Source organism: Mycoplasma mobile 163K (assembly GCF_000008365.1).
Taxonomy (GTDB): Bacteria; Bacillota_I; Bacilli_A; order Mycoplasmatales; family Metamycoplasmataceae; genus Mycoplasma_J; species Mycoplasma_J mobile.
In genome coordinates this window covers 618,241-642,928 of sequence record NC_006908.1, presented here as the reverse complement: position 1 = coordinate 642,928, position 24,688 = coordinate 618,241, and the positions used below count along the sequence as shown (strand labels likewise).

The window sequence follows — 24,688 nt, the reverse complement described above, 5'->3', positions numbered from 1 at the left end:
GGTATTAAATTTATAACGTCCATAAATTGCTATTCAGTTTTGAAAGAAACTAATTTAAAAATTCACCAAGAGTGAATTTTTTTTAATAAATTTTAGTTTCGATTCATTGATTTATTGAAAATTTTTTAATTGAATTAATTATTTTGGTATGAGTGTCATTATTTGTTTCATGATAAATTATTCTAATTGAAGTTTTAAATAAAGGCACAAAAAATCACCCATATTGAATTTTATTTTCCTGAAAATTATTTATATTGAAATTATTAAAGTTTATAATACCTTTTAACTTCAAAATTTCCACTACATTAAAACTAAAAGTATTTTCCTGAATTGCAATTGATTTTCCAGTAAAAGAAATAGCTCATATCTTATTTTTTGAAAAAGCTCTCTCTTGAATTTTTGTAATCTTTTCCGGAATTGTTAATTCCTCAATTTCATTTTTTTCAAAAGCAGATTTCCCGATAAATTCTAAATTTGCTCCTAAGTAAACTTTTTTTATCCTTTTGTTAAAAAAAGCAAATTTTTCAATTCCAATGACTTTGATTTCATTAACATATGTTGGAATTGAAATCGTTGATTTTTCATAGGGAATATTGCTAGAATCAATAACATACCCATCATTTCCTTCTATTTGGAAATTCCTTTTAAATAAGAGATTTATTCTAACTCCATTTTCTAATAAAAAATTTGAAATAGTTTCTCTTGGAACTTGTAATGTAGTTATTTCAAACTTCATACTTTTCTTAATATTTTCTAGAATCAAGTCAGTTTCAATTTTATACTTATTATCATTTAGATCTCTTTCAAATTTTAAAATTTCAAATTTTAGGTTATTGTTTAAAACTAATTCGCTTTTGATGAAGTTAAATTTATCAATAAGATCTTCTTTTGTGAACTTATAAAAATTATAATTTGAGAAATTTAATAAATTTTGAGAATTAATTCAAATTCTTTGATGATAATCATTTAATATTTTAGAGTATATTTCTGAAATGGAAGCTATATTTTCTACAACTAGTTTCATTTCAAAGTCAATTTTTGCTAAATCAAAATAATCAAACTCAAAATCATAAGCTAAATTAATTCTAAATTCCACATTTTTATTTTCATTACCTTTAAAAATCATATTATTAAAATAAACTCGAATGTTTTTATGCATAGGAAAATCAATTTTTAATAATTTATTGAAAAACTCATTTCTATTTTCTCTAAATCATACTTCTTTTAAATCTTCAAAAGACATTTTTTTCAATTCATTACTATTAAAGATTATATTTTTCTTAAAATCATTTACTTTATTTTGAACATAAGTATTTATAGGAGTAATTTTGTATAGTACTATTTCTTTTTGAATTTTGCTTGATGTGTTTGTTTTGTTAAAAATAGAAACTAAAATTTTTGTATTATTTTCTCTTGAATTATAGATTTCATCTATAGTGAAATCTATAAATTCATCATTTCCTAAGTTATTCAATTTAATAATCTTTTTAAGTTTTGTCTGATTCTTTTTAATAAGATCCTTAATTTCCTCTATTGACAAAAGATTTTCATATTCTTTAACTAATTGAGCACTATTTATATGTGAAAAATATTTTTGGAAACTTTCATTATTATCACTTTTTATAGGTGAAAATTCAACTTTAAATAATTTACTAATTTCACTTTTTGAATCTTTCATTACAATTAAAGTATTTTCATCAGAATCATTGAAAATGGACACTTTTTTCAAATTATTAAAATCTTTTTCCAAATAGTTTAAATTCTCTTCAAAAGATCAAAAATCACTTAGAAATTGTTCTTTAGATAAAGATGTTTTAATGCTTTTTTGATTATCAAAAATATCTATAATATTGTTATTAAAAAATGAAATTTCTTTTTCCATAAAATTGTTTCTATTTGAATCATGAATGACTAAACTTATTTTGTAAATGTTTTTGGATATTTTTATTAATTTTTTTGTAAAGTAATTAATTCCTTTTTCTAATCCTGAAATATTTATATGCGAAGAATTAGCTTGATCAAGATTTGTTTGAAAAAAATTATTGTTTTTTATTTCAATGAATTTAATCTTATTGAAGATGTTTTCATAATTTTCTAATAACTGAATAGAATTATATTTTACATTTTTTAATTTTTTATATAAAATTTCTTTCTCGTTATTGTCACTTGTTTTTTTAATTTCGGCTACCAGTTTATTATTCTTTAAAAGAATTTTCGAAACACTATATTTATATTTGTTATTGTTTTGATTTATTTTAACCAATTCAGTTAAGGAGTTTAAATTCACATTATTCGAATCGTAAAAAAACTCCTTTTCAAAAAAGATTTCAAATTCTTCATTATTATCAAAAAAATATTCTGGACTCTTTTTTATTAAAAAATCTTTTTCAATACTTGATTTACTTTCGTTTTCATTTGAATTTAGTTTTGTAAATTTTAAAGTAACTTTACTTAATTCAATATCTTCTAAAAAAACTAATTTTTCTAAAACTATTTCGTATTTTTTATCAATTTCTTTTAAATCTATTTCGTTATTTATTCTTCTATTAGAAAGATTTTTAAGATTTTCAAAAGTAATATTTGGATTTTTGAAACTCAATTTTTTGATTTTATTAATTGCCTCGATTTCTTTTGGACTTAATTCAAAACTAGAATTACTAACAAAATTCTCTTTTATTTTTTGGTTTTTGTTGCTAATTAAAACAATAGGAATAATAGCAATAATTCCAGTTGCTAATACAGCACTCCCTAAAGATAAGAGAGTTTTTTTCTTTAATTTCTTTTTCTTCATTTTCCTACCTCAACTATTAAATAACTCTTTTTTTCAAAAAACTAAATTTGTTTAACAAAAAGTTTATAATAATTATGCATGGAACAGGGGTACTGCTGATGCGGTTGAGAAATACCCTTTAAACCTGTTAGTTAATACTATCGTAGGGAGTTTCTATTCAAAAAAGTTTCATGCAGAAATTAGGCTTCATGAAAACAAACTTAAATTTTGAAGAAGATAAATCATCTTCAAATAAATCTACAAAATTTTATGAAAAACCTGAAAAATTACTTTTTGAAAAGATTTTTCCAAATGTAAAAGAGATAGTTTATATTTCTTTTTTTCTGGCAATTCTTTTACTGGTTGCAGCTTTTGAATATCTTGTTCCTTCATTACCTTTCGGGGCAGGAATTGCTGATTTTCTTCAAATAAGTTTAATTTTTGGTGTATTAGTATTAGGATTTAAAATAGGTATTTTTGCTATTTTAATTTATTTATTAGTTTTTGCAACATCTTTACCTTTCATTTTTGCTTCCGGTGTAATTATTTTTCCTGGTGAAATTGATAAAGCAATAGGAATTTATTTTCTTGATTATTTTATTCCTTTAATTTCAATTGCTTTTTTAGGTATTTTTTACAAAACAAAAATTTGAATTAAAATTACCATAGGATTTTGTGCATTGATTTTAACTTGAATGTCACATGCTATTTCAGGCTATGTTTTTTTCTCTGTTTTTACGCCAACATCTTTTCCTGGTGGAGTTCATGCATATATTTGGTTATTCAATCTTGTAGGTTTGTCAACATTATTTTTACTTTTAGTTCCACTGGTTTTTGCTTCACATAAACTACAACCAATTATTTTGAGAAAACTTTCTTTATTAAAAACATGAAATAATTAGTTTTTTATTTTAGTGTTATAATTTTTTAACTTACAAAACTTTATATACATTTAAGGAAAAAATATGATTAGATTTTTTAGCTTTTTAAGAGGGAAACAATTAGTCGGTGTTTTAATTGGAATCTTTTTTGTTCTATTACAAACAGCAGCTGGTTTTGTTTTACCTTTTTTACTAGAATTTATATTGAATGATTTTGGGAAGATTCAACTTGCATTGGCAAATCCAACATTAGCTATAGGAATAGATGTAAATCATTTAAATTCAATGATAGCTTTAAATATTGGTCTTTCCATTTTAGCAACAATTATTTCTTTTATTTTTGGAGCTCTTTCTACAATTTTAGTAATTAGATCTTTAACTACTTTTATTGCTCAAATGAGATCTAGAATGTTTAAAAAAATTCAAGACATGTCACAACAAGATATTGATAAATTCACAACTTCTTCTTTAATTACAAGAATTACTAATGACACAATTGTTGTAGGAGAAGCTTTATCTTTTGCTGCAAGATTTTTATCAAGAGGGACTTTTATGTTTATAGGCGGATTAGTTTCATCTTTAATTATTAGTCCAGAATTATCTTTAGTTTATTTAATTACAATCCCATTAATTTTAATCATTTCTTCTAGCATTATTTTAAGAACAAAATCTTGATTTAAAAGATTGCAACCTGATCTTGACAATGTTAATAAAGCAATGAGGGAAAATATTTTAGGAGTAAGAGTTGTAAAAAGTTTTGTCTTACATAAAAAACAAGAAATTGATTTTGGTAAAAAAAATTATGAATTAACAAATACTTCAACAAAAGCTTATAGTGCTTTAGGATTAATTTCTCCAATTGCAACTTTAATTTTTCAACTTACAACTTTAGCAGTTATTTGAATGGGCGGTTCTCCATTATTAAGTGGAAATATTGAAGTATTAAGCAGTCTATTACCATTTATTCAAGTGTTACAACAAGTTTTATTTGGTTTATTAATTTCAATTGCTGTTTTTGCTCAATTAGGAAGAGGAATACCTTCAATTTTAAGAATAAATGATGTTACTTTTCAAACTTCAACTATTTCTTACGGAAATGTTTCAGAATCTTTGAAACAAGGAACGATTGAATTTAGAAATGTAAATTTTGCTTATTCTCAAAAAGCTGCTAATGTTCTAGAAAATATAAATTTTAAAATTCATCCAAATGAAAAAATAGGATTTGTAGGTAAAACAGGAAGCGGAAAAAGTACTTTAGTTAATCTTTTTACAAGGTCTTATGATGTAACAAATGGAGAAATTCTTTTAAATAATATAAACATTAAAGAATTTACAAGAGAATCATTAAATGAAAATATTTCAATTGCAACTCAAAAACCATCTATTTTTTCTGGCACAATTAAGTCAAATATTGCTTTTGGTTTAAATGATTTAAATAATGAAGAAGAAGTTGTGAAAGCAGCAAAAATTGCTTCAGCTTGAGAATTTATTCAAAAACAAGAAAAAATCTTAGAAGCAAGAGTTGAACAAAGAGGGAATAATTTTAGTGGTGGTCAAAAACAAAGAATGGCACTTGCTAGAACTTTTGCAAAAAAGGCTAATTTATTTGTTTTAGATGAGTCAACCTCTGCTTTAGATAATTTTACCGAAAAAGAAATTCAGGAAAATATAGCTAAAAACTTTGATGCAGCAATTATTATTATTTCTCAAAAAATTAATTCTGTTAAAGATTCAGACCGAATTTTTGTCTTAGATGATGGAAAAATCGTTTCTAGCGGGACACACTTCGAATTATTAAAAAACAGCAAATTCTATTATGAAACAGCAGTTTTCCAACTAGGTCAACAAGAAGTTGATGAAACACTACAAACGAAAGGAGTGCTATAATATGACTTCAAAAGAATTAAAAAAACAAAAAATTAAAAATAAAGAAGAATTAACTTTAATGCAAAGTTTAGCTATTTTATTTAAATACATTGCTTTTTATAAAACTAAATTTATAATTGTTATTGTTTTAAGTGTTTTATTTGCTCTAATTAATGTAGGTGCAATTGTTGGAATTTATTTTGTTTTCAAAGTAATTGGTGAATCATTAAAATTACCAGGATCTTCGGTTGATTTTGCTTTAGTTTCGCTTTATTTAGGAATTTTGTTAATTGCTTATTTAATTAGTTTAGTATTTTCAACTATACAAACCGTTTTTATGGTTAAAATTGCTCAACAAGTTGGAAATGCTATTAGAAGTGATTTATTTAAAAGAATTCAAGTATTGAAACTATCTTATTTTGATCAAAACTCTTCAGGTGATATTATGTCTAGATTAACAAATGATACAAACAATGTTACTGTAGCTTTAAGTCAAAACTTTACTCAATTTATTACAATTACTTTACAAATTAGTTCAATGTTAATAGCAATGTTTGTCTTTAGTCCTTATATTGCTTTAGTTGTGTTTGGGCTTTCACCTTTAATGCTAGGAGCAGTATTTATTGCTGTTAAAAAATCACAGCCTTATTTTAATGAAAATCAACAAAGAGTTGGAGAATTAAACGGATTTGCTGAAGAAATGATCTCAGCTCATCGTGTAACAAATACTTTTAATAAAAAATCTTACTTACAAGCAAGTTTCGATACTTTGAACAATAAAATCATTAAAGCAAATGCTACTTCTCAAATTATTTCAGGACTAACAGGTCCATGGAACTTATTTATGGCTTCATTCTTGCAAATTTTGGCCTATGCTTTAGCAATTATCTTTGCTTTAAACAACATTGAATTTGGTGGTGCAGTTTCCACTTTAAACCCAAATGGAGCAACTAATCCTGGCGAAACAATTTCTTTGATCGGAATTTTCATTTTATTTTTAAATAATTTTACAAATCCAATTTTTCAATTATTTCAATTATTAAATATTATTCAAGGAGCAATTTCAGGAACAAAAAGATTTCATGAAGTTTTAGTTAAACCAAGTGAACATCTAGAAGAAGAAAATATTATAGTAAAAAACATTAAAGGAAAAATTGAAGTTAAAAACTTAAATTTTTCTTATGATGGTAAAACCCCTGTTTTAAAAAATATTAATTTTATAGCAAATCCAGGGGAAACAATTGCTATTGTTGGTCCAACAGGAAGTGGAAAGACAACTTTTATTAACTTATTAACAAAATTTTATAATGTTGAAGATGGAGATATTTTAATTGATAATCAATCAATTAAACAAATCACAAAATCTTCATTAAGAGAAAATGTTAGTGTTGTGCTTCAAGATACATTCTTATTTGAAGATACTGTTGCTAATAATATTAAATTAAGTAAACCAAATGCAACTATGGAAGAAATTATTAATTCTGCTAAAGTAGCAAATGCAGACCACTTCATTAGAAGCTTAGAACATGGTTATGACACAATGCTTAAACCTGAGGCTGAAGATTTAAGTTTAGGTCAAAAACAACTATTAGCAATTGCTAGAGCTGTTTTAAGAGATGCAAATATTTTAATTTTAGATGAGGCAACTTCGAGTATTGATACAAAAACTGAAAAAGATATTCAAGATGCTATGTTAAAACTAATGGAAAATAAAACTTCATTTGTAATTGCTCACCGTTTAAGTACAATTAAAAATGCTGATCAAATTTTAGTGTTAAGAAATGGCGAAATTATTGAACATGGAAACCATCTTAAATTACTAGAAGATAAAGGATTTTATTACAAAATGTATACTTCAGCCCGTTCAATGGAAGAATTTGAATAGAATTATTAATTTAAAGATATTTATTTTTAAAATATTTCAAAGTCTTAATTTTTATGACATGTTTAATGTGTTAAAATGTAAAAGTGAGTTTTCAAATAAATTTACTTCAAAATAAATAATCTTAGGAGAATATCAAAATAGTTATGAAATATAAAAAAATGTTTTTAGGATTAGGATCAGCAACTATGATCGCAATCCCGATGTCAGCTGTTGTAGCTTGTGGAGCGACTACAACAACTACAACACCAACAACAGATCAAGTTTTAGATACAATAGAAATGATCGGAGAAGCTATTGCAAAATCTAGTATAAGTGATAGATTTATTGCTACTGCTGCAGGAAAAGAATTATTACCTACACAGGTTACAGCAAGTAATGTAAACACTATTGCTGAATTACCAAAAAATATTATACTTCCAAATAATAAAGGTAATATTGTTTTTTCTTTTGGTTTAATAACTCCAGGACAAATAGAACATGCTAAATGATTTGATCCATCTTTTACACAAACAGATATAGCAAATGATACAAATGGAACTTTAACAATTAATCTTTATGCAACATACCAAGGAATTTCTACTAGACTTCCTATTTTCATTTCTGAATTGAAAAAAACACCAGTACCACCAGTAGTACCACCAACTACTTCATCAACACCTGGTACAAGCAATTAAATAATTAGTAATTTTCAAAAATTTCGTTAGCAAGATAATTTGTGCTTCATTACTAAATTTTTTAAAAAATATACTTTAAATTATTCAATTGTAGACTTTAAACAATTCTTTGTTTGATGTTTACTTTATTATTTATATTTAAATAATGATAAAATTAAATTAATGGGGGTGTAATGGATTTGACATGCATAAGGTTTATTAGACTGCAGTACTATGGTAGAGTATAAGACCACTAGGCTTTTTCAAACGGAAAAGAAAAACAATTAGAAGTTTCTCCTTTATTAATGAGTTCTTCACAATCAAATCTAGTTTTTGCTTAATTAAAAATTAGTCGCTTCTAAGTGGTGTTGCTACATTTATAAGTGTTGTTTAGCAAATATAGTTTTATGATCTAATTAAATAAGACCGAATAAAAAATTAGTTAATATAAATGTTTTTAGTTAAGTTTCGATTTTATATTAATATCAAAATTTAGCTAAACTGTAGATGTCTCTTAAATTTTATGTGTGGACCCGGGTTCAACTCCCGGCATCTCCACCATTTTTTTATGTCTTTTCAAGATTTTTTATTTTCTTATTAAATTAGCCAAGAAATATAAATTGAATAATTTATTTATGAGCATTAATATATTTTCAAAATGAAAAATAAATATGAAAACAAACAAAATAGTTTAATATTAATTTTTAATATTTTCTATATTAAGGATCTTTACCATAAAATTTATACTTTTTTTGCTAATTGTGCAAAATAAAATATTTTAATATATAATGAAAAAATATAAAAAAATAGGAGATTTTAAAATTATATTGAAAATCAAAAAAATAATATTAGGAATTGGTTCGGCTTCTATAGTTGCAATTCCAATGGCAACTGTTGTTGCTTGTGGATTAACACAAGAACAAATCACTGAAAGACAAGCACTTATTAGAATTACCCTTGCTACAAATCCACAACTATCTAGTTTAGAAAAACAAGGTAATTTTGCAAATACATTGCCTTCTCAAGTAACAAGTGCTAATCTTGCTACATTTGTAAAAACACCTGGTGTTTTTACACTTCCAGAAAATAAAGGGACACTTACTTTTTCTCTTAAACTTTTAGAAAAAGCAAATTTAGATGCAATGTTATTAACAAATCCAAATTTTAAAGCAGCAGATGATTCAACAGGTATTTTAGTTGTAAGTTTATTAGTTACATATGATGGTGTCACTGTTCCTGTTCCAACTATTGTTTCAGGATTTAAGATGGCTCAAGTTTAAAAAATAAATCTTTAATAAAAAATCAATCAAAATGCGAATTTAATCAACTTTTTTGTTGATTTTTTTATAGCTAGAATCTATTATTTTTTAGTAAAATTTTTTAAGTATTTTAGAGATATTATAATAGTGTATTTTGAAAAATTCTTTTGAATTAGATTGAATAAAAAAATAAATTAATTATTAGCAATTCTATAAAATCTTTTTTTAATTCATATTAATTAAAAAAAGATTAGAACAAAATTGTAAGACAGCTATTATAATAAAAAGCAGTTTGAGTTGCTAATTTATTTATTAAAGTTTTTCCATAAGAATTTTTATTTGCTTTTGATTATTAAAAATAATAAAAAGCAAAACACAATAATTTAATAGCAGATAAGCAATATTTTAAATCCAAACTAATTAAAAAAAGCAATACAAGATTGCTTTTTTTAATTATCAAAATTGAGTTTTAGAAATACAGATAAATTAAAAAAATAAAACCGAAATCATTAAATGCTTTATACAGAATTCAAATCTTTATATTTAAGAAAATTTAATTACATTTAAATTAAAATAGATTTAAAAAATTATTTTTCAATTATTACATCTTCATGTTTTTAGGTGTTCTTGGGAATGGAATTGTATCTCTAATGTTTTCTGTACCTGTAATGTACATAATCAATCTTTCAAAACCTAAACCAAAACCTGCACTTGAAGCCTGACCAAATCTTCTTAAGTCTAAATATCATTGTAAATCTTCTTGATTTATTTTTAGATCTTTTACTCTTTGAACTAATTTTTCATATCTTGTTTCACGTTTAGAACCACCAATTACTTCACCAATACCTGGTACAAGTAAATCATAAGCAGCAACAGTTTCATTATCTTCATTTTGGAACATATAAAATGCTTTAAAACTTTTCGGATAATTAATAACAGCTACTGGACCTTGAATGTGTTTTTCAGCAAGATATTTTTCATGTTCAGTTGCTAAATCTTTTCCAAAGAAAATATTTTTATCTTCAAATCTATCCTTAACTTTTTCTAAAATTTTAATTGCTTCACGATATTCTAAAATGCTTAATTTATTATTTAAAAATAAGTTTAAATTTTTTAATAAACCAGGTTTATTTTTTTCAAAAAACTCAAATTCATGTGGATGAGCTTCAACTGTTCTTTTAATTACTTGTCTTAACATATCATCTGACATTTTAATAAGATCTTTTAAATCAAAAAATGCTACTTCCGGCTCCATCATTCAAAATTCAGCTGCATGTTTAGTTGTATTAGAATTTTCAGCTCTAAAAGTAGGGGCAAAAGTATAAACTTTACTAAAACCTAAAGCATAGGCTTCAGCATGCAATTGTCCAGTAACTCCTAATGTTGCTTTTTTATTAAAGAAAAAATCTTTAGATTCATCATCAACAACAAAAGATTCGCCAGCACCTTCACCATCATTACCTGTAATTATAGGTGAAGATACTCATAAATATCCTCTTTCATTGTAAAATTTATGAATTTCTAAAGCAAGTGTTGATCTAATTAACATAATTGCTCTAAGTGTAGTTGTACGGTGTCTTAAATGTGGAATTTCTCTCAATGCTTCTAAAGAAGTTTCTTTCTTTTGAATTGGAAAGTCTTCATCTGTATTTTTTAATAAAATAAATTTATCAGCATTTAATTCAATTTCTTGAGCCATACCTGGAGTATATTTTAAAACACCTTTAACATGAATTGCAGCACCAAGTCTAATTTTATCAACTTCCAAAAAACTCATTATTTCTTTTTTAATTACTACTTGTAAATTTTTAATTGTAGAACCATCATTAATTTCAACAAATCTAATATTAGTATTTCCACGATTGGAAGCAACTCACGCTTTAATTTCAAATTCTTTTTGATCATATTTTTTTGCATTTATTAGCAAGTGTTTAATACTTGTCATTTAATACCCCCTTATAGATAATTATTTTAAGCATTACTTAATGAAACGAATCAAGCAAATCTTTACTCATAAATTATTCTATCAAAATTTCAATTGAATTTAATTTAATAAATTTTTTGTTGTTTCATCAATATCATTAAATTTTAATTCCTCTATAAAATTCTGGGCTTTGTATCTTCATACATCAAATGCTACATATTTCAATATGTTTGCAGCATATTCTCTTACTTCTAGTGGAAACAAACCCTCTTTTTCACTTAATATAATGTAAGAAAAAAGAGCGAAATTATCATATAAATCGAATATTTTAACATTATCTCTTTTTGAAACTATTTCACATAGTTTCTTATATTTCATTTCAACTCCTTTAATTATTTTTAAAGCATTATTTTCACTTAAATTCATAAACTTTAAAAGACTACTATTAACTAATTTAATATCAATAAGATACTCTTTATTGAGTAAATATTTTGAAATTTCTTCCGTGGATAAAAAATCGATAAAAAATTTAACATTATCATCAAATTCTGAATTTTTAATTTTTTCCAAAGCAATTTCTTTAATTTTTTTATATTTTGAAAGGTCTTGAGAATCTTTAAAAGAATAAAGCATCGCTGTTGAGTCAGAAAATCTTTTATCTGGTTCGTTTATAGTAGATTTTTCTACTAAATTTTTCAAAATGTGTTCGTTTTCCTGAGGCGATTTATTAAAAATAAAATTTATTATTTTACCTAAAGAAAAAACATCACTTTTAGCAGTTCCATCACCTAAAGATTTTAATTGTTCAGGAGCACAATAATACATTTGTCCTAAATCTTTTGTACTATTTGTTTTGTGCGAATGATTTTTTAATAAATCAATATTTTTACCTAAGCCAAAATCTGCAATTTTAATATTCTCATTATTTATAAAAATATTTGAAGGACTTAAATCTCTATGAATATATTTTCTCTTATGAACTTCTGAAACTATATTCAAAATTTTTTCAACATATTTTAATTTAATTTCTTCAGAAAAATTATTATTTTCAACATGTTCATAAAGGGTAATTCCTCCAAATTCCATTGTATAGCTATTATCAGATGAGGAAAAATCAAAAACTTTAATAATTCCATCTATATTTTGAATATCTTTCATTATCTCAAATTCTCTTTTAAATCTACTTACAATTTTATTATCTAATCAAAATTCTTTTTTTAATTTTTTTAAAATTCTTCCAGAAGAGTTAACTTTAAAAATTTCAGCAAACCCTCCTGAACCTAAAGTAACTAATTCATCATTTTTATGCTCTAAATAAAATTTATTATTTTTTTTAACAATTAAATAAAAATCTTTTTTAAAAATATTGTTCAATTTAATAAGAATTTTTTTTGATTTTTCAAATGCTTCAGTATCAGATATTTCAAATGCTTTTTCTTCTTTTTGTATATATTCAACACTAAGAATAACATCAAAAAATTCATTAATTTTATCTTTTTCAATTAACCATTTTAATTTATCATTAACATAATTTTTCCTAGATATTGCTGTATAAAAATTTATAGAGTCGTTCATATTGAAATAATGATTGAAAAATTCAAATAATTTTGAGAGAGTTTTATATTCAAAAAATTCATTTTTATCACCACAAAAAATTGATGAAATTTCGTATGTAGCATCGTTAGAAATTTTTTTTATCATAATTTATTTTCCCTTATTGTTTGATAATATTATCTTTTAACTTTTATATTTAATGTTTTACATACTAATTTTGTTGAAATAATAAATATTTTGTTTTTACTTTTTATTAAATATAATGATAAAACATTTTTGCTCATTTCATAAATTTTAAAATAGTATTTCTTAAATAATAAGCACTTTATCGGAATATAAAAATATTGCCTAAAGCAATATTTAATTAACTATTCAATTTTCTTGAAAGGAGTTTTATTAAGCTTGCATAAATAATTCCACTTATAGAAAAAATTATTAATAGTGAAAGAAATCCAAATAAAAGTCTTCATCTTCTAGCTCATTTTAAATCTCAACGAGTTATAAAGATTTTTATAACAATAATAATTCATTGAATAAAAAAGATTATAAAAAAGATTATTCCTAAAATTGCAAATATTGATCCAGAAATAATTCCAGAAATATTATTTGTTATTAAAGTTAATAAAGCATTTACATCAGGAATATTAGGAATATTAAGATTACCTGTAGTAGCACCACTAATAATAGCTGGCATATTTCCAATAAAATCAAATAAATTCCTTATTCCTGTATTTATTCCTGAATTAAAAATTACTAATAAATTTTGAGAAGCTAAAATTGAAAATACAATTGTTAAAATAGCAAAAATTGTACTTATAATTGAAATTCTTAAAAGTTTAGTTGATTTTCTTCTATCATTATAACTTATAACATTATTTATAGGATGTGAATTGCTTGAATTTACTTGTGTGTGATTTACCATATATTCCTTTTACATTATATTTTAATAAATATATCATATTTTGATTATATTTTAATAAATATATCATATTTGGGTATTTTTAAAATATGAGTATACAATAAGTAAAATTCATTTTCTGGTTTAAAATGAAAATTTATATACAACATGTATATAAATTTTAAAAATATAAAGTTAAATAAATTTAATTAAATTAAAATTTATTTTTTATTAGGATTTTTTTGGTTTGATTTGTTGTCAATTTTATTTTTATAATCTGTATTATTTTTATCTGGAGTTGTTTTATTTGAGTTATTAACATTACTCTTTTGGTTATTTTTTGAATTCATATTTACCTCCCTTTATATAAATTATATTCTTAAATTACTTTTGATTTTAATAATCATTATGCAATTTATTAATTCAATTAGATTTTGTTTTATTTTTGTCTATATTTTTTATCTAATGATTCACCTTCTATGTTTTTTCAAACCTCTCATCCATTTTTACTTTTTAAAGAAATAACACCTGCTGCAACACTAGGAGAATTGAAAGGATAATCTTTAATAAAAATAAGATTTTCATTGTTTTTTTGAATAACACCTTCATTAATTAATTTATTCCTAAATTTTAAATATTGAATGTAATTATCCTTGACATTTTCTTCATTTGAAACAATTGAATTTTTCAGAACAATCAATTTGTCATTTTCAAATATTGCCTCACCGCTAAAATTATTGTTTTTTTCCTTAAAATAAAATTTATTTTCTTCGTTTATTTCAAATTCTTCAACATTAGGCACAAATAAATCAAATCCAAGTGTTTTTAATAAAGTTTTAATAGTTGAAAAATACAAATAACATTCATTTTCTTTAGACTCTGAAATCGAAAAATTATTTCCATCTTTTACATTTTCTAATTTGTAATTTTTCACTTTTTTTGCTTCTTGTATCATTAATTTTTCTAGAAAATTAAGGTGAGCTTGGTCAAAAGAATCTGAAGAATTTTGAATTACATATACACCATCTCAAAACTCCTTTTCTTTTTTGTGTAAATTTAATCTTTGAAAAAAGTCTTCAGTTTGCCCAATATAAGCTAAATCACTCCCATCATCATCTTTTCCTACCAATATATAACACCCCTGAATTTTACTAATTCTCTTTTTTTGATTTTCTATTTCCGATTTTGAAATATATATTATTTTAATAGATTCATTTGTAATTATTGCTTGAGAAACTTCTTTGGAATCTCCTGTTGGTAGAAAAATTTCAATTGTTCTTGCTTTTATTTGGTCCATAAAATACTTTAGTCCTATCTATATTTGATATCAAAATTTTACATCAATATAATTCGAATTATTACTGTTTATTTAATTTTTTTAACACCATCAATGACTCAATATGATATGTTTGTGGAAACATATCATAAGATTTAATAAATTCAATTTGATATTCATGCTTAAATTTATTAAAATTAGATGCTTGAGTTCCAACATTACAAGAGAGATAAATAATTTTTTGTGGTTTAAGTTTTAAAATTAATTCAATAATATCTTCTTCTAATCCTCTTCTTGCAGGATCGACAATAACTGTATCAAAATAAGTTTTATTTTGTTTTAAATATTTAATTACATCTTGATGAATAAAATTAACATTTTTAATTTTATTAAATTCTTTATTAAAATTAGCATCTTCAATTGAATCTAAATTTCTTTCAACTCCAGTAACACTTTTAGCTTTAGCAGCAATTAAAAGACTAATTGTTCCTATTCCGGAATAGAGATCTAAAACATTTTCATTTAAATTAATAAATTCACTAATTTGATTATAAATAAGATTAGCTACTTCTTTATTTACTTGATAAAAAGAATTTAGCCCAACTCTAAAAGTAATTCCATTCATTTTATCTGTTGTATAAATTTTAGTTTGCTTTGTTCCTTCAATTTGGGTATCTAATTTTCGAATTATTCACTCTGCTTCTTTTTTATTTGCTTTTAAATTAATATCTGTAAGTAAAGATTTAGCTAATTTAATTTTATGATTACTATTAGCTAAATAAAGACTCCCATAATGTAAAGTAATTTTATTGCGATAATGTAAAAGTTTTTTACCTTGAACTAATTCAAGGCTACTAATTTCATAATTAGCAATTTTTTTAAAATCATTAATAACTCTTTCTTTTTTAAAATTAATTTGTTCAGTATTATTCATATGTAATAATTCATAACCACCAATTAAATAATGCAATTTAGGAACATCATGATTTCGATTTTTACTTTCAATTAATATCTCTACTAATCTTGCTTTAAAAAATGAAGCACTTTCTAAATAAATAAAAGCTTTAATTTTTTCGCCTTTAATGACACCTTTTACATAAGTAGGTTTATTTAAATAAAAACCTACTCCTTCACCTTTTTGTGAATAGAAAATGATTTCTAGTTCAGCAATCATTATTTAAGTCCCATTTTCTTTTTAAGCTTTAAAATAGTTTGTTTTGCAACTTCATTTGCTTTTTCAACGCCATAATATCTTTCAATTTCTACTTGATTAATTCAAGTATTATAAGATAGTTGAATTTCTTCAAGAAATTCTTTTACTTTAGTTGCAACACTTTCTTTAAAAGTTTTATAGTTTTCATCTTTAAACATCTTTTCAGCTTGAGTAATGCTAATATTACTTAGTCCAGCATAAATAGTTAATAAATTACTAATTCCCTTTTTATTTTTTAAATCATAATAAATTTTATTTTCACTATCAGTTATTGCTGAAAGAATTTTCTTATAAGCTTCAGTAGGTTTATCTAAAAGAAAAATTGTTCCTTTTTGTGAAAGTGAAGATTTTGACATCTTTTTTTCAGGATTTTGTAAGTCCATAATTTTAGCACCCACTTTAGGAATAATTACTTCAGGAATATTAAAATTAGTTTTAAATTTAAAATTTAATCTTTTAGCAATATTTTGTGTTAATTCTAAATGTTGTTTTTGATCTTGACCAACAGGAACAAAATGAGGATTATATAAAAGAATATCTGCTGCCATTAAAGTAGGATAAATTAAAAGTCCAGTTGGAACTTGAATTGTATTATTAGCAGCTTTAACACCTTTAGATTTATCTTTAAATTGAGTCATCCGATTTAGTTCACCTAAATTAGTTTGCGTTAAAATTAATCAATTCATTTCTGAATGAAATAAAATATCACTTTGAAAAAATAAGGCAATTTTTCTATTATCTAAACCACAAGCTAAATATAAAGCAAAAACCTCTTTCCGATTTTTTTCTAAAATTTTAGGATCGATTTCATTAGTTAGAGCATGCAAATCTGCAACAAAAACAAATAAATCAAATTCATTTTGCATCTTTATTAAATTTTTAATTGCTCCAAGATAATTTCCTAGTGTTAAAGAACCTGTTGCAGTAATTGCGCTAACAACTCTTTTTTTATCATTTTCCATAATTTTCCATTCAAAATAATTCTTTTAATAATTTCTTATTATCTTATTATATTATATATACAAGAATGTTTTAATTTCATTTACTTAGGAGAGATTATGTCAAAAAAAGATAAGTTTTTATATATTTTTTTAATTATTATTACTTTCGGTTTAATTTTACTTTATTGAAGAAAATATCGTCAAATTAAACCCAAAAAAGAATTAAGTATTTCTACAAAAATTAGTTTTAAATTAGAAGATTTAATTGATTCTTTAGGATCTAAAGAAAATATTAAATCAATTAAATCTTCAAATCAAATTGTTAAAATTGCTATTAATGATAATTCCTTAGTAAAAATTGATGAAGTAAAAAATTTAAAAGGAATTAGTGGAGTGGTAAATAATACAACTCAAATTTCTTTAGTAGTTGGAAATAGTGCTCCAACTATCCAAAAAGAACTTGAAAATAAACTTCAAAAGTCTTAATTCTATTTTTAAATTTATTTCTTAATTAAAAATAATAATTCATTATAATTTTTTTATGAATACCTTTGATAATCAAAATCTTTCAGAAGAAGCAAAATTAAAAATAATTGAAAATCGAAAAAAATATAGCTCTCTATTAAACAATTTACTAAGTATTTCTAATAAAGATGCAACAATTTTTACCAAAATAGATAATGAAAACTATTTTGATGTGTTTTTAAAATTTGGTATTGAAGTACAAACTCATGTTGTTAAAAAACAAGATTTAGATATTGCTATTAAAGATGTTGATATCCCTTATATTATAGATCGTTTGATTGAAGCAAGAACTATTGAAGAAATTCAAGCGATTTATCATGCTAATAACCAAAGATTATCTCAATTAATTGTTAATGCTTTGCAAAATGATTTTGTTAATGCTAAAAAATCTTTAATTGATTCTTGAGAAACTAAAGGACAAAAATGAATTTCAAAGTGAAAAATTTTTATTAATAGAGCTAATGAAATTAATACTGAATCAAATATTTGACCTTTACAATTAGCTTCACATTTTATTAGTTTTAGAACTCCAAAAAGAGTTTATTATGCTCCAATTTTTTTAAGAGAAGCTTATTTAAATATTAAAGCAGGTAGCTTAGTTTTATCTGCAAGTAATGAATATAAAATTAATCATAAATTATTTTTTCTTTTAAAAAGCGAAGGTTTTTTGACTAATTTTAATTATCGTGAAAATTCAGAAGAAAAAATTATTCCAGATGAATTTATTTCTTCGTTAATGAGAGCATGAAATTTAGGTTATCAATTACCTGAAATTTATGGACCTTTTATAAACAAAAGAGCTGAAGAAATTAATAATAAAGGAATTGAATTTCATCGTGGGGTAGTTTTAGGAATTTTTGATTCTTCAGGAGATTCAATTAGACAAAATTTGCAAGACATTATTGACCGTGATGAAATTGATGATATTTTAAAAATTGATTTTGATAAAAATTCTTATAAAAATAAAGTGCTTTCAGTAATTTTTAAGGATAGTTTTAATTTTTATAAAATTCAAAGAACTAACTTTTCCCAAGATTTAGCAACTGTAAGTTCATTATTACAAAATACAATTATTTGAGGGCCTCCAGGGACTGGTAAATCACAAACAATTAGTAATATTATTGCTAATATTTTAGTTTATAAAAAAACAGCTTTAGTTGTTAGTCAAAAAAAAGCTGCTTTAGAAGTTTTAAGAAATCGTTTAGAAGATTTAAGTATATTTTGTATTTTTGTCTTGAATGGAAAAGGAATGGATAAAAAAGAATTTTATTTGCCATTACAACAATACATTAATGAATTAGAGAATTTTACTTCTCCAAAAATTCAAGATCCAATTAGAATTATTTCTCCCGAAGAAAAAAAATACATTGATATTTTAGAAAAAATTGTTAAGTTAGAAAATTTTGATAATATTTTAAATCTTTTAGGCTATATTAGTGAAAATTCAAGTTCAATTAATCCTAATACTTTAGAATCATTTTTAAAACTTGATCCTGCTTATAACTACAATGATTTAATTATTGAAGAAAACAAAAGAAGAGCTATTAAAAGTTTTTTAGTCAACAATGAAATTAAACGTGGGAAAAATAAATTAAGTCATGATGAAGCTGAAAAGTTTTTTAATGTTATTAAAGAAGAATTAAAAGATTTTCAAGGTAATATTAATGAAACCATTATAAGGTTAAAAGAATTTAAAAAAGAACATCTTTTAGGAATTGCTAATTTTTCAAAATATAAATTTGATGAAAATAATGTTGAAATTACAAGTATTGAATCAATCCAAGCTTTAATTTTTAAAAATATTATTAATCGAATCAAAAATTTTGACGATGAATATAAAAAACTTTATAGTGAATTTACAGTCAGTGTAAGAAAAGGTTTTTTAACTCCACAAAAATTTATCAATATTCACTATAAAATTATTAAAATTTTATTTCCAATTATCATTACTACTCCTGAAACAGATTTAAAGTATTGACAAAAAGAAGAATTTGATTATGCAATTTTAGATGAGTCTTCGCAAATCTTTTTAGAAAAAGGACTTCCTGTTCTATATTTAGCTAAAATTAAAATTCTTGCAGGTGATGATCAACAAATGCAGCCAACAAGATGATTTGCCCAAAAATTTGAAGGTGAAGATGAAAACTTTTTAAGTGGAATTGATAGTTTACTAGATTATGCAACAACTAAAGGTACTTATAATGTTTTATTAGATAAGAATTATCGCTCAAATTATGCTGCCTTAATGACTTTTAGTAGCAAACATTTTTATAAAGGTGAATTGGATGTTTTGGACATTAATTCTGAAAAAGCTTTTTTACCAATTGAAGTTGTTAATATTAATGGTAAATGAGAAAATAGTGAAAATCATGCTGAAGCTGAAGCTGTTTTAGAAATTACTGCTAAGGAATTAAAAAAACATGAAAAAATTATTATTTTATGTTTTAACTCTTCGCAGCAAAATCTTTTAGAAAAAACTATTTTTGAATCAATGCCAGATTTAGAAGAAGCTATTCAGAATGAAAAATTATTATTAAGAAATATTGAAAATATTCAAGGAGATGAAGCTGATTTAGTTATTGCTTCAGTTTCATATGATTCAACAACAAAACTACATTCAACTTATGTTGCAAAAAAAGGTGGGAAAAACGCTTTAAATGTTGCTATCAGTCGAGCTAAAGATAAGATGATTGTTGTTAAATCAATTTACGCTAAAGACATTAATGCTTTAAATGCTCCAGAAGATTTATTTATTTTTAGAGAGTGATTAAACTTTTTAGACTTAAGTGCAAAAGAGCAAAGAAATTATATTAATGTTTCTGAAATCACTAGAACTTTAACAGAACATTTATTTGTTAAAAATAACCAAGAATTTATTCAAAATATTCATGATGCTTTAAGTAAAAGATTAAATCTTTTAATGTATGAAATGGAAATTAATTATACAATAGGAACTAAAAATATTGATTTGGCAATTATGGATAAAAATACAAAACAAGTTTTATTAGCTGTTTTTGCAGATGATTATTATTATCATGAATCATACTATAATTATGTAAGTGACAAAGATCAAATTAATTTTATTAGATCTAAAAAATACCCAATAAAAATTATAAAAAAAATTGATTGATACTTGAACAAACAAAATATTTTAGATGAAATTAATAACCATATTACTAATTTTAAATAAAAAAACACTAGATATTCTAGTGTTTTTTCTTTGCTATTATTTTAAAAGATTCTTTAACCAATCTCAAATCTTTTAGTTCATTAATGTATGATTCTAAAAAATCATCATCAAAAATATAATCTTTATCGTGAAAATTAACTCTGATTAATTTGATATTTTTCCTTATTAATTTTATTAATTCTTCTGAATATTTAAATTCTTTAGAATTAATTGCAAATTCATTTTCATCAACAACTGAAAAAATTTGTTTCGGACTAATTTTAATATCTAAATCAAAATCAATAAATTTTAAAGTATTATCTTCAAAAATAGGAGGAGAAGATAAATTGATGTAATATAATTTTTCTTTTTTTCTTAAAAGAATTGAAGCATTGAAAAAACTTCCTTCAACAGGAAAAAATCATAATGTTGGTTCTCTTATAATTCACTTACGATTAGTCTCTTCAGCTACTTTAGTTTTAATTAAGACTAAAACAATATGAAATGGAGAAACTTCAAGAACTCTAGCTCCATTTCACTGGCGATATAAAGTTCCATCATATTTATATGCTTGAATATTAATAATGCTTCCTAATTCAGGAACACCATTTAATTCTATTTGATCTTCTTTTAATTTCATTACTTTTATTTTAACTTATATTTTTATACTTGTTTTAAAGATAGTTTAAAACAAGTAATTTTTAATAATCTTTTTTGATAATAAAATCATTAGAAATTTGGTAGTATTTTAATTTTTCTGAATTATGAGATCTAAAATTTGTTACTTTTCTTGTTTCAGAAGTTGAGACTAAATTTTCTAATTCACTTTCTTGTAATTCATTATCATTATTAAAATCATTTCAAAATTTAATTGGAATATTTAGATTAATTTTATTCAAATCCACATATTCACGTGTTGAATATGAATTATATAAAACAGAAGCAAATGCCGTTGTATTTTGAGGGAAAATATCACGACTAGAAGTAATACTACTTTTTGATTTAAATGCAAAATTTTCATTTGTTGTAATTTTTATTGGTAAAACTTCATTTATATTATTTTTATTTTTTAAAACTAAGCCTTTAATGTTTTTTGTTGAATCAAAATAACCATCAAATTTAATTTGATCAAAAGATTCTTTAGTAGTAACACTTAGACTTCCACTTGCACCTGCTGAAGTTTCATTGCGATGATGGATCTGACTAATACTTGCTCCATAACCAATTAATTTTAAATATGATTCATATAATTTAAGAGATTGATCTACAATTGTTTCGTGTCCTTCATCAGTTTGAAAAACTCCGCCAAAAGGATTATCAGCTAAATATAGATTATTAATTTGATAAGAATTACCAACTTTTTTAATAGAAAAGTTATGTAAAATATCTTGCCCAAAACTACTTAAAGAACTAACGTTTGAAGTTCCGTAAAATTGAATTGCATTTTTTACATTGTTGCTAAATTGATTCGAATCATTAAGACTAATTGGAGGACTAAAGCTTAATCTCTGATATTTTCTAGTGAATTGTTCTTCAAAAGAATAATAATATCCTAAAGTTCTATCTTCTAAATGACCTAATGTTTTGCGATCTAAATTAATATTTGAGTCAATAGTACTTGAAAATTTATGAGAATCATTGTCATTTACTTTAAAAATGTTTGTTGCCCCTTTAAGATACTTCTTATTTGCAATATCAAATAATTCTGAAGCAGAAGTTAAGCTCCCAATGTTTATAGAATCAAAACTATTTCCAGAACTTGTATATCTTCTTGAATTATTTATTGAATTACTTTCTAAATTTGTATATTTTAAAAATTCTTTATAAAAATTAGAATTATAAATTTCTTCCCTTGATTCAGTTACTATATTTTTTGAATCAATAACATTAAAATAAATTTTTTCACTTGAAATATCAGTTGATTTTATTGAACTAGCATAAACAGTTGCAATGTGATGACCATATTCATGGAAAATAGTAGAAAAAATTGCTTGAATTTTTTGTAAATCACTCAAAGAATTAGAATTATTTAATTTAGGATCAATTGAATATTTTAATCCTTCTAAAGATTTTATAACAGGGTTAGGATCAATAAACATTTCATTTGTAGCAGGAATATAAAAACCATTTACATCAATAACTCCAAGTTGTTGATATCCTATGCTAATTGATTTTAATTCTGAAATTTCAGGGCCAAAACTTAAATTTTCAAAAATATACTGAGCTAATTGTTTTAAAACACTAGTATCATGACTCCCATCTTCATTTTCTTTAGTAAGATAAAATCTCAAATTGCTTTCATTAGGAACACTTGTAGCAGGATGATTATAAATTGCTTTATATTCTTTAATAATTAAAGAATGATTTGTTTTAGGATCAGTATAAGTAGTTTGTGCAAAAACACTTTGAGGAACAATTACTTGAGAAGTACTTGTTGAAATATTTGTAATACTATTAATAGCAAAAAAACCACCTGCACCAATCATGCTTAGACCTAAAGTTATTCCGCCAAGTAAAAAAAGTCTTTTTCAAAATTTTGATTTAACTTTTTTATTATTTAAATAATTATTTTGACTATTCATAATAATTATTTTACTTTAATTTGTTTAAGAAAATATTTTTAATTACTTTATTGTTTGTATAATAAAAACCATGAGAGTAAGAAGAGATAAAAATTTAGAAAAAATTTTAGATGTTGATCCTTTAGTAATTAGCAAATTTCCTTTTAAATTAAAACAAGATACAATTATTGAACTTGGTAGCGGCAAAGGAACAATGATAAGTGCTTTAGCTTTAAAAAATCCGTCTCAAAATTATTTATGTGTTGAAAGAGACCGGACTATTGCTTCAAAAGCAATTGAAAAATTTAATGATTTAAATTTAAAAAATATTAATTTAATTGTTAGTGATATTCAACATTTAACTGAAATTATTGAAAATAAAGTTAACACAATTTGATTAACTTTTTCAGATCCTTGACCCAAAAATAGACATGAGCACCGCCGACTTACATATAAAACATTTTTGGATTTATACAAAAAATTTTTATCTCCACAAGGAGTTATTAAACTAAAAACAGATAATGATAAGTTTTTTCATTATTCTTTAGAGTCAATGTCTGAATTTGGCATGAAAATTTTGTACCAAACAAATGATTTGCATAATTCTATAAAAAATCTAGATAACGAAATGACTGATTATGAAAAAAAATGATCTTCTTTAGGAAAGAGTATTAATTATTTAGAAGCTAGTTTTTAAATATTTTTTCTCAATGTTATTAATATCAATATGACAATAACCATTTGGATTTTTAATTAAATAATTTTGATGATATTCTTCAGCTCTAGTTTTATCATTAATTAATTTGAACTCAAATGCAGTTTTTCTACCATGTTTTACTTCAAATTCTTTATTATATTTTTTAAATTCATCTAAAATTGCTTTATCTTTTGCATAAATTCCACTCCGATATTGAACTCCACGATCATTTCCTTGCTTATTAATTGAATAAGGATCAATTAAATCAGAAAATAAATTTCAAATTTCTTTAGATGAAATTAGTGTTTCATCATAAATTAATTCAACAGCTTCAACATGACCACTTGCATTGCAAACATCTCGATAAGATACTCCTTCAAAGCCGCCATTCAAATAATAAACATCAGTGTCAATTATTCCTTTAATTTTTTGAAAATAACCTTCAATACCTCAAAAACAACCACCACCTAAATAAATAGTTTTCATATTTCTACCTCCACAACATATCATTTGTTGCTTATATTATAAAATAAAATTTGTAATAGTTGAAAAAACAAGCGAATTCATTAGTATTTTTGTATTTTTATAAGCAATTTAATTGTTAAAACTTGGTATA

The 24,688-nt window shown here is 23.5% G+C and carries 19 protein-coding genes, 1 other RNA gene and 1 riboswitch; of the genes, 9 read left to right on the top strand and 11 right to left on the bottom strand.

Translation table 4 applies throughout. The features are described 5' to 3' along the window. Positions 1–82: 82 nt before the first annotated feature. The gene (locus tag MMOB_RS02790) at positions 83–2,791 is read right to left on the bottom strand and encodes a hypothetical protein (protein ID WP_011265033.1); all 2,709 of its coding nucleotides are present in this window, start codon (positions 2,789–2,791) and stop codon (positions 83–85) included. A gap of 75 nt (positions 2,792–2,866) precedes the next feature. Beyond that, positions 2,867–2,957: riboswitch (TPP riboswitch) on the top strand. Positions 2,958–2,979: 22 nt separating this feature from the next. On the opposite strand from MMOB_RS02790, the gene MMOB_RS03635 reads away from it, so the two are divergent. The 6 genes from MMOB_RS03635 to MMOB_RS02765 all read left to right on the top strand — a co-directional run bounded on the left by MMOB_RS03635 (position 2,980) and on the right by MMOB_RS02765 (position 9,335). Next, positions 2,980–3,672, top strand: a complete 693-nt coding sequence (locus MMOB_RS03635; RefSeq protein ID WP_041362965.1) for a hypothetical protein — start codon at positions 2,980–2,982, stop codon at positions 3,670–3,672. 63 nt (positions 3,673–3,735) lie between these two features. Continuing rightward, positions 3,736–5,538 (top strand): ABC transporter ATP-binding protein, encoded by a 1,803-nt coding sequence (locus tag MMOB_RS02780; RefSeq protein ID WP_011265031.1) that lies wholly within the window; start codon positions 3,736–3,738, stop codon positions 5,536–5,538. A 1-nt stretch (position 5,539) separates the two neighbouring features. Further along, positions 5,540–7,402, top strand: coding sequence for an ABC transporter ATP-binding protein (locus tag MMOB_RS02775; RefSeq protein WP_050707644.1), 1,863 nt, complete (start codon positions 5,540–5,542; stop codon positions 7,400–7,402). A 143-nt stretch (positions 7,403–7,545) separates the two neighbouring features. Further along, positions 7,546–8,076 carry a lipoprotein 17-related variable surface protein gene (locus tag MMOB_RS02770; protein WP_011265029.1) on the top strand — a complete coding sequence of 177 codons (531 nt, stop codon included), beginning with the start codon at positions 7,546–7,548 and terminating at the stop codon, positions 8,074–8,076. A gap of 164 nt (positions 8,077–8,240) precedes the next feature. Next, positions 8,241–8,616: a transfer-messenger RNA gene (gene ssrA / locus MMOB_RS03595) on the top strand. Between the two features lie 227 nt (positions 8,617–8,843). Further along, positions 8,844–9,335, top strand: coding sequence for a lipoprotein 17-related variable surface protein (locus MMOB_RS02765; RefSeq protein ID WP_011265028.1), 492 nt, complete (start codon positions 8,844–8,846; stop codon positions 9,333–9,335). Between the two features lie 580 nt (positions 9,336–9,915). Here MMOB_RS02765 and asnS read toward each other — a convergent pair. The 7 genes from asnS to trpS all read right to left on the bottom strand — a co-directional run bounded on the left by asnS (position 9,916) and on the right by trpS (position 17,141). After that, the gene (gene asnS, locus MMOB_RS02760) at positions 9,916–11,259 is read right to left on the bottom strand and encodes an asparagine--tRNA ligase (protein WP_011265027.1); all 1,344 of its coding nucleotides are present in this window, start codon (positions 11,257–11,259) and stop codon (positions 9,916–9,918) included. 99 nt (positions 11,260–11,358) lie between these two features. Beyond that, on the bottom strand, positions 11,359–12,939 hold the full coding sequence (locus MMOB_RS02755; protein WP_011265026.1) for a protein kinase domain-containing protein: 1,581 nt from the start codon (positions 12,937–12,939) through the stop codon (positions 11,359–11,361). Positions 12,940–13,156: 217 nt separating this feature from the next. Further along, on the bottom strand, positions 13,157–13,714 hold the full coding sequence (locus MMOB_RS02750; protein ID WP_011265025.1) for a hypothetical protein: 558 nt from the start codon (positions 13,712–13,714) through the stop codon (positions 13,157–13,159). A 197-nt stretch (positions 13,715–13,911) separates the two neighbouring features. Then, positions 13,912–14,040: a hypothetical protein gene (locus MMOB_RS03715; RefSeq protein ID WP_011265024.1), complete on the bottom strand. Its 129-nt coding sequence runs from the start codon at positions 14,038–14,040 to the stop codon at positions 13,912–13,914. An 89-nt stretch (positions 14,041–14,129) separates the two neighbouring features. After that, positions 14,130–14,987 (bottom strand): GIY-YIG nuclease family protein, encoded by an 858-nt coding sequence (locus MMOB_RS02745; protein ID WP_011265023.1) that lies wholly within the window; start codon positions 14,985–14,987, stop codon positions 14,130–14,132. A gap of 61 nt (positions 14,988–15,048) precedes the next feature. After that, positions 15,049–16,140 carry a class I SAM-dependent RNA methyltransferase gene (locus MMOB_RS02740; protein WP_011265022.1) on the bottom strand — a complete coding sequence of 364 codons (1,092 nt, stop codon included), beginning with the start codon at positions 16,138–16,140 and terminating at the stop codon, positions 15,049–15,051. Then, positions 16,140–17,141 carry a tryptophan--tRNA ligase gene (trpS, locus tag MMOB_RS02735; protein ID WP_011265021.1) on the bottom strand — a complete coding sequence of 334 codons (1,002 nt, stop codon included), beginning with the start codon at positions 17,139–17,141 and terminating at the stop codon, positions 16,140–16,142. The genes MMOB_RS02740 and trpS overlap by 1 nt, the downstream gene beginning before the upstream one ends. Positions 17,142–17,237: 96 nt before the next feature. Between trpS and MMOB_RS02730 the strand changes: the two genes are divergently transcribed. After that, positions 17,238–17,606 carry a glucose/sucrose specific PTS system IIB component gene (locus MMOB_RS02730; protein WP_011265020.1) on the top strand — a complete coding sequence of 123 codons (369 nt, stop codon included), beginning with the start codon at positions 17,238–17,240 and terminating at the stop codon, positions 17,604–17,606. Positions 17,607–17,661: 55 nt separating this feature from the next. Further along, a complete protein-coding gene (locus MMOB_RS02725) occupies positions 17,662–20,835 on the top strand; it encodes a DEAD/DEAH box helicase (protein ID WP_011265019.1) in 3,174 nt (1,057 codons plus the stop codon). Positions 20,836–20,851: 16 nt separating this feature from the next. Here MMOB_RS02725 and MMOB_RS02720 read toward each other — a convergent pair whose 3' ends face one another. Both MMOB_RS02720 and MMOB_RS02715 read right to left on the bottom strand, forming a co-directional pair. After that, positions 20,852–21,454, bottom strand: a complete 603-nt coding sequence (locus MMOB_RS02720; protein WP_011265018.1) for a DUF402 domain-containing protein — start codon at positions 21,452–21,454, stop codon at positions 20,852–20,854. Between the two features lie 61 nt (positions 21,455–21,515). Beyond that, a complete protein-coding gene (locus MMOB_RS02715; RefSeq protein WP_011265017.1) occupies positions 21,516–23,396 on the bottom strand; it encodes an MYPU_1760 family metalloprotease in 1,881 nt (626 codons plus the stop codon). 70 nt (positions 23,397–23,466) lie between these two features. Between MMOB_RS02715 and trmB the strand changes: the two genes are divergently transcribed. Then, positions 23,467–24,072, top strand: a complete 606-nt coding sequence (gene trmB, locus MMOB_RS02710) for a tRNA (guanosine(46)-N7)-methyltransferase TrmB (RefSeq protein ID WP_011265016.1) — start codon at positions 23,467–23,469, stop codon at positions 24,070–24,072. Here trmB and msrA read toward each other — a convergent pair. After that, positions 24,055–24,558 (bottom strand): peptide-methionine (S)-S-oxide reductase MsrA, encoded by a 504-nt coding sequence (gene msrA, locus MMOB_RS02705; RefSeq protein ID WP_041362962.1) that lies wholly within the window; start codon positions 24,556–24,558, stop codon positions 24,055–24,057. The genes trmB and msrA overlap by 18 nt on opposite strands. Between the last annotated feature and the right edge of the window lie 130 nt (positions 24,559–24,688).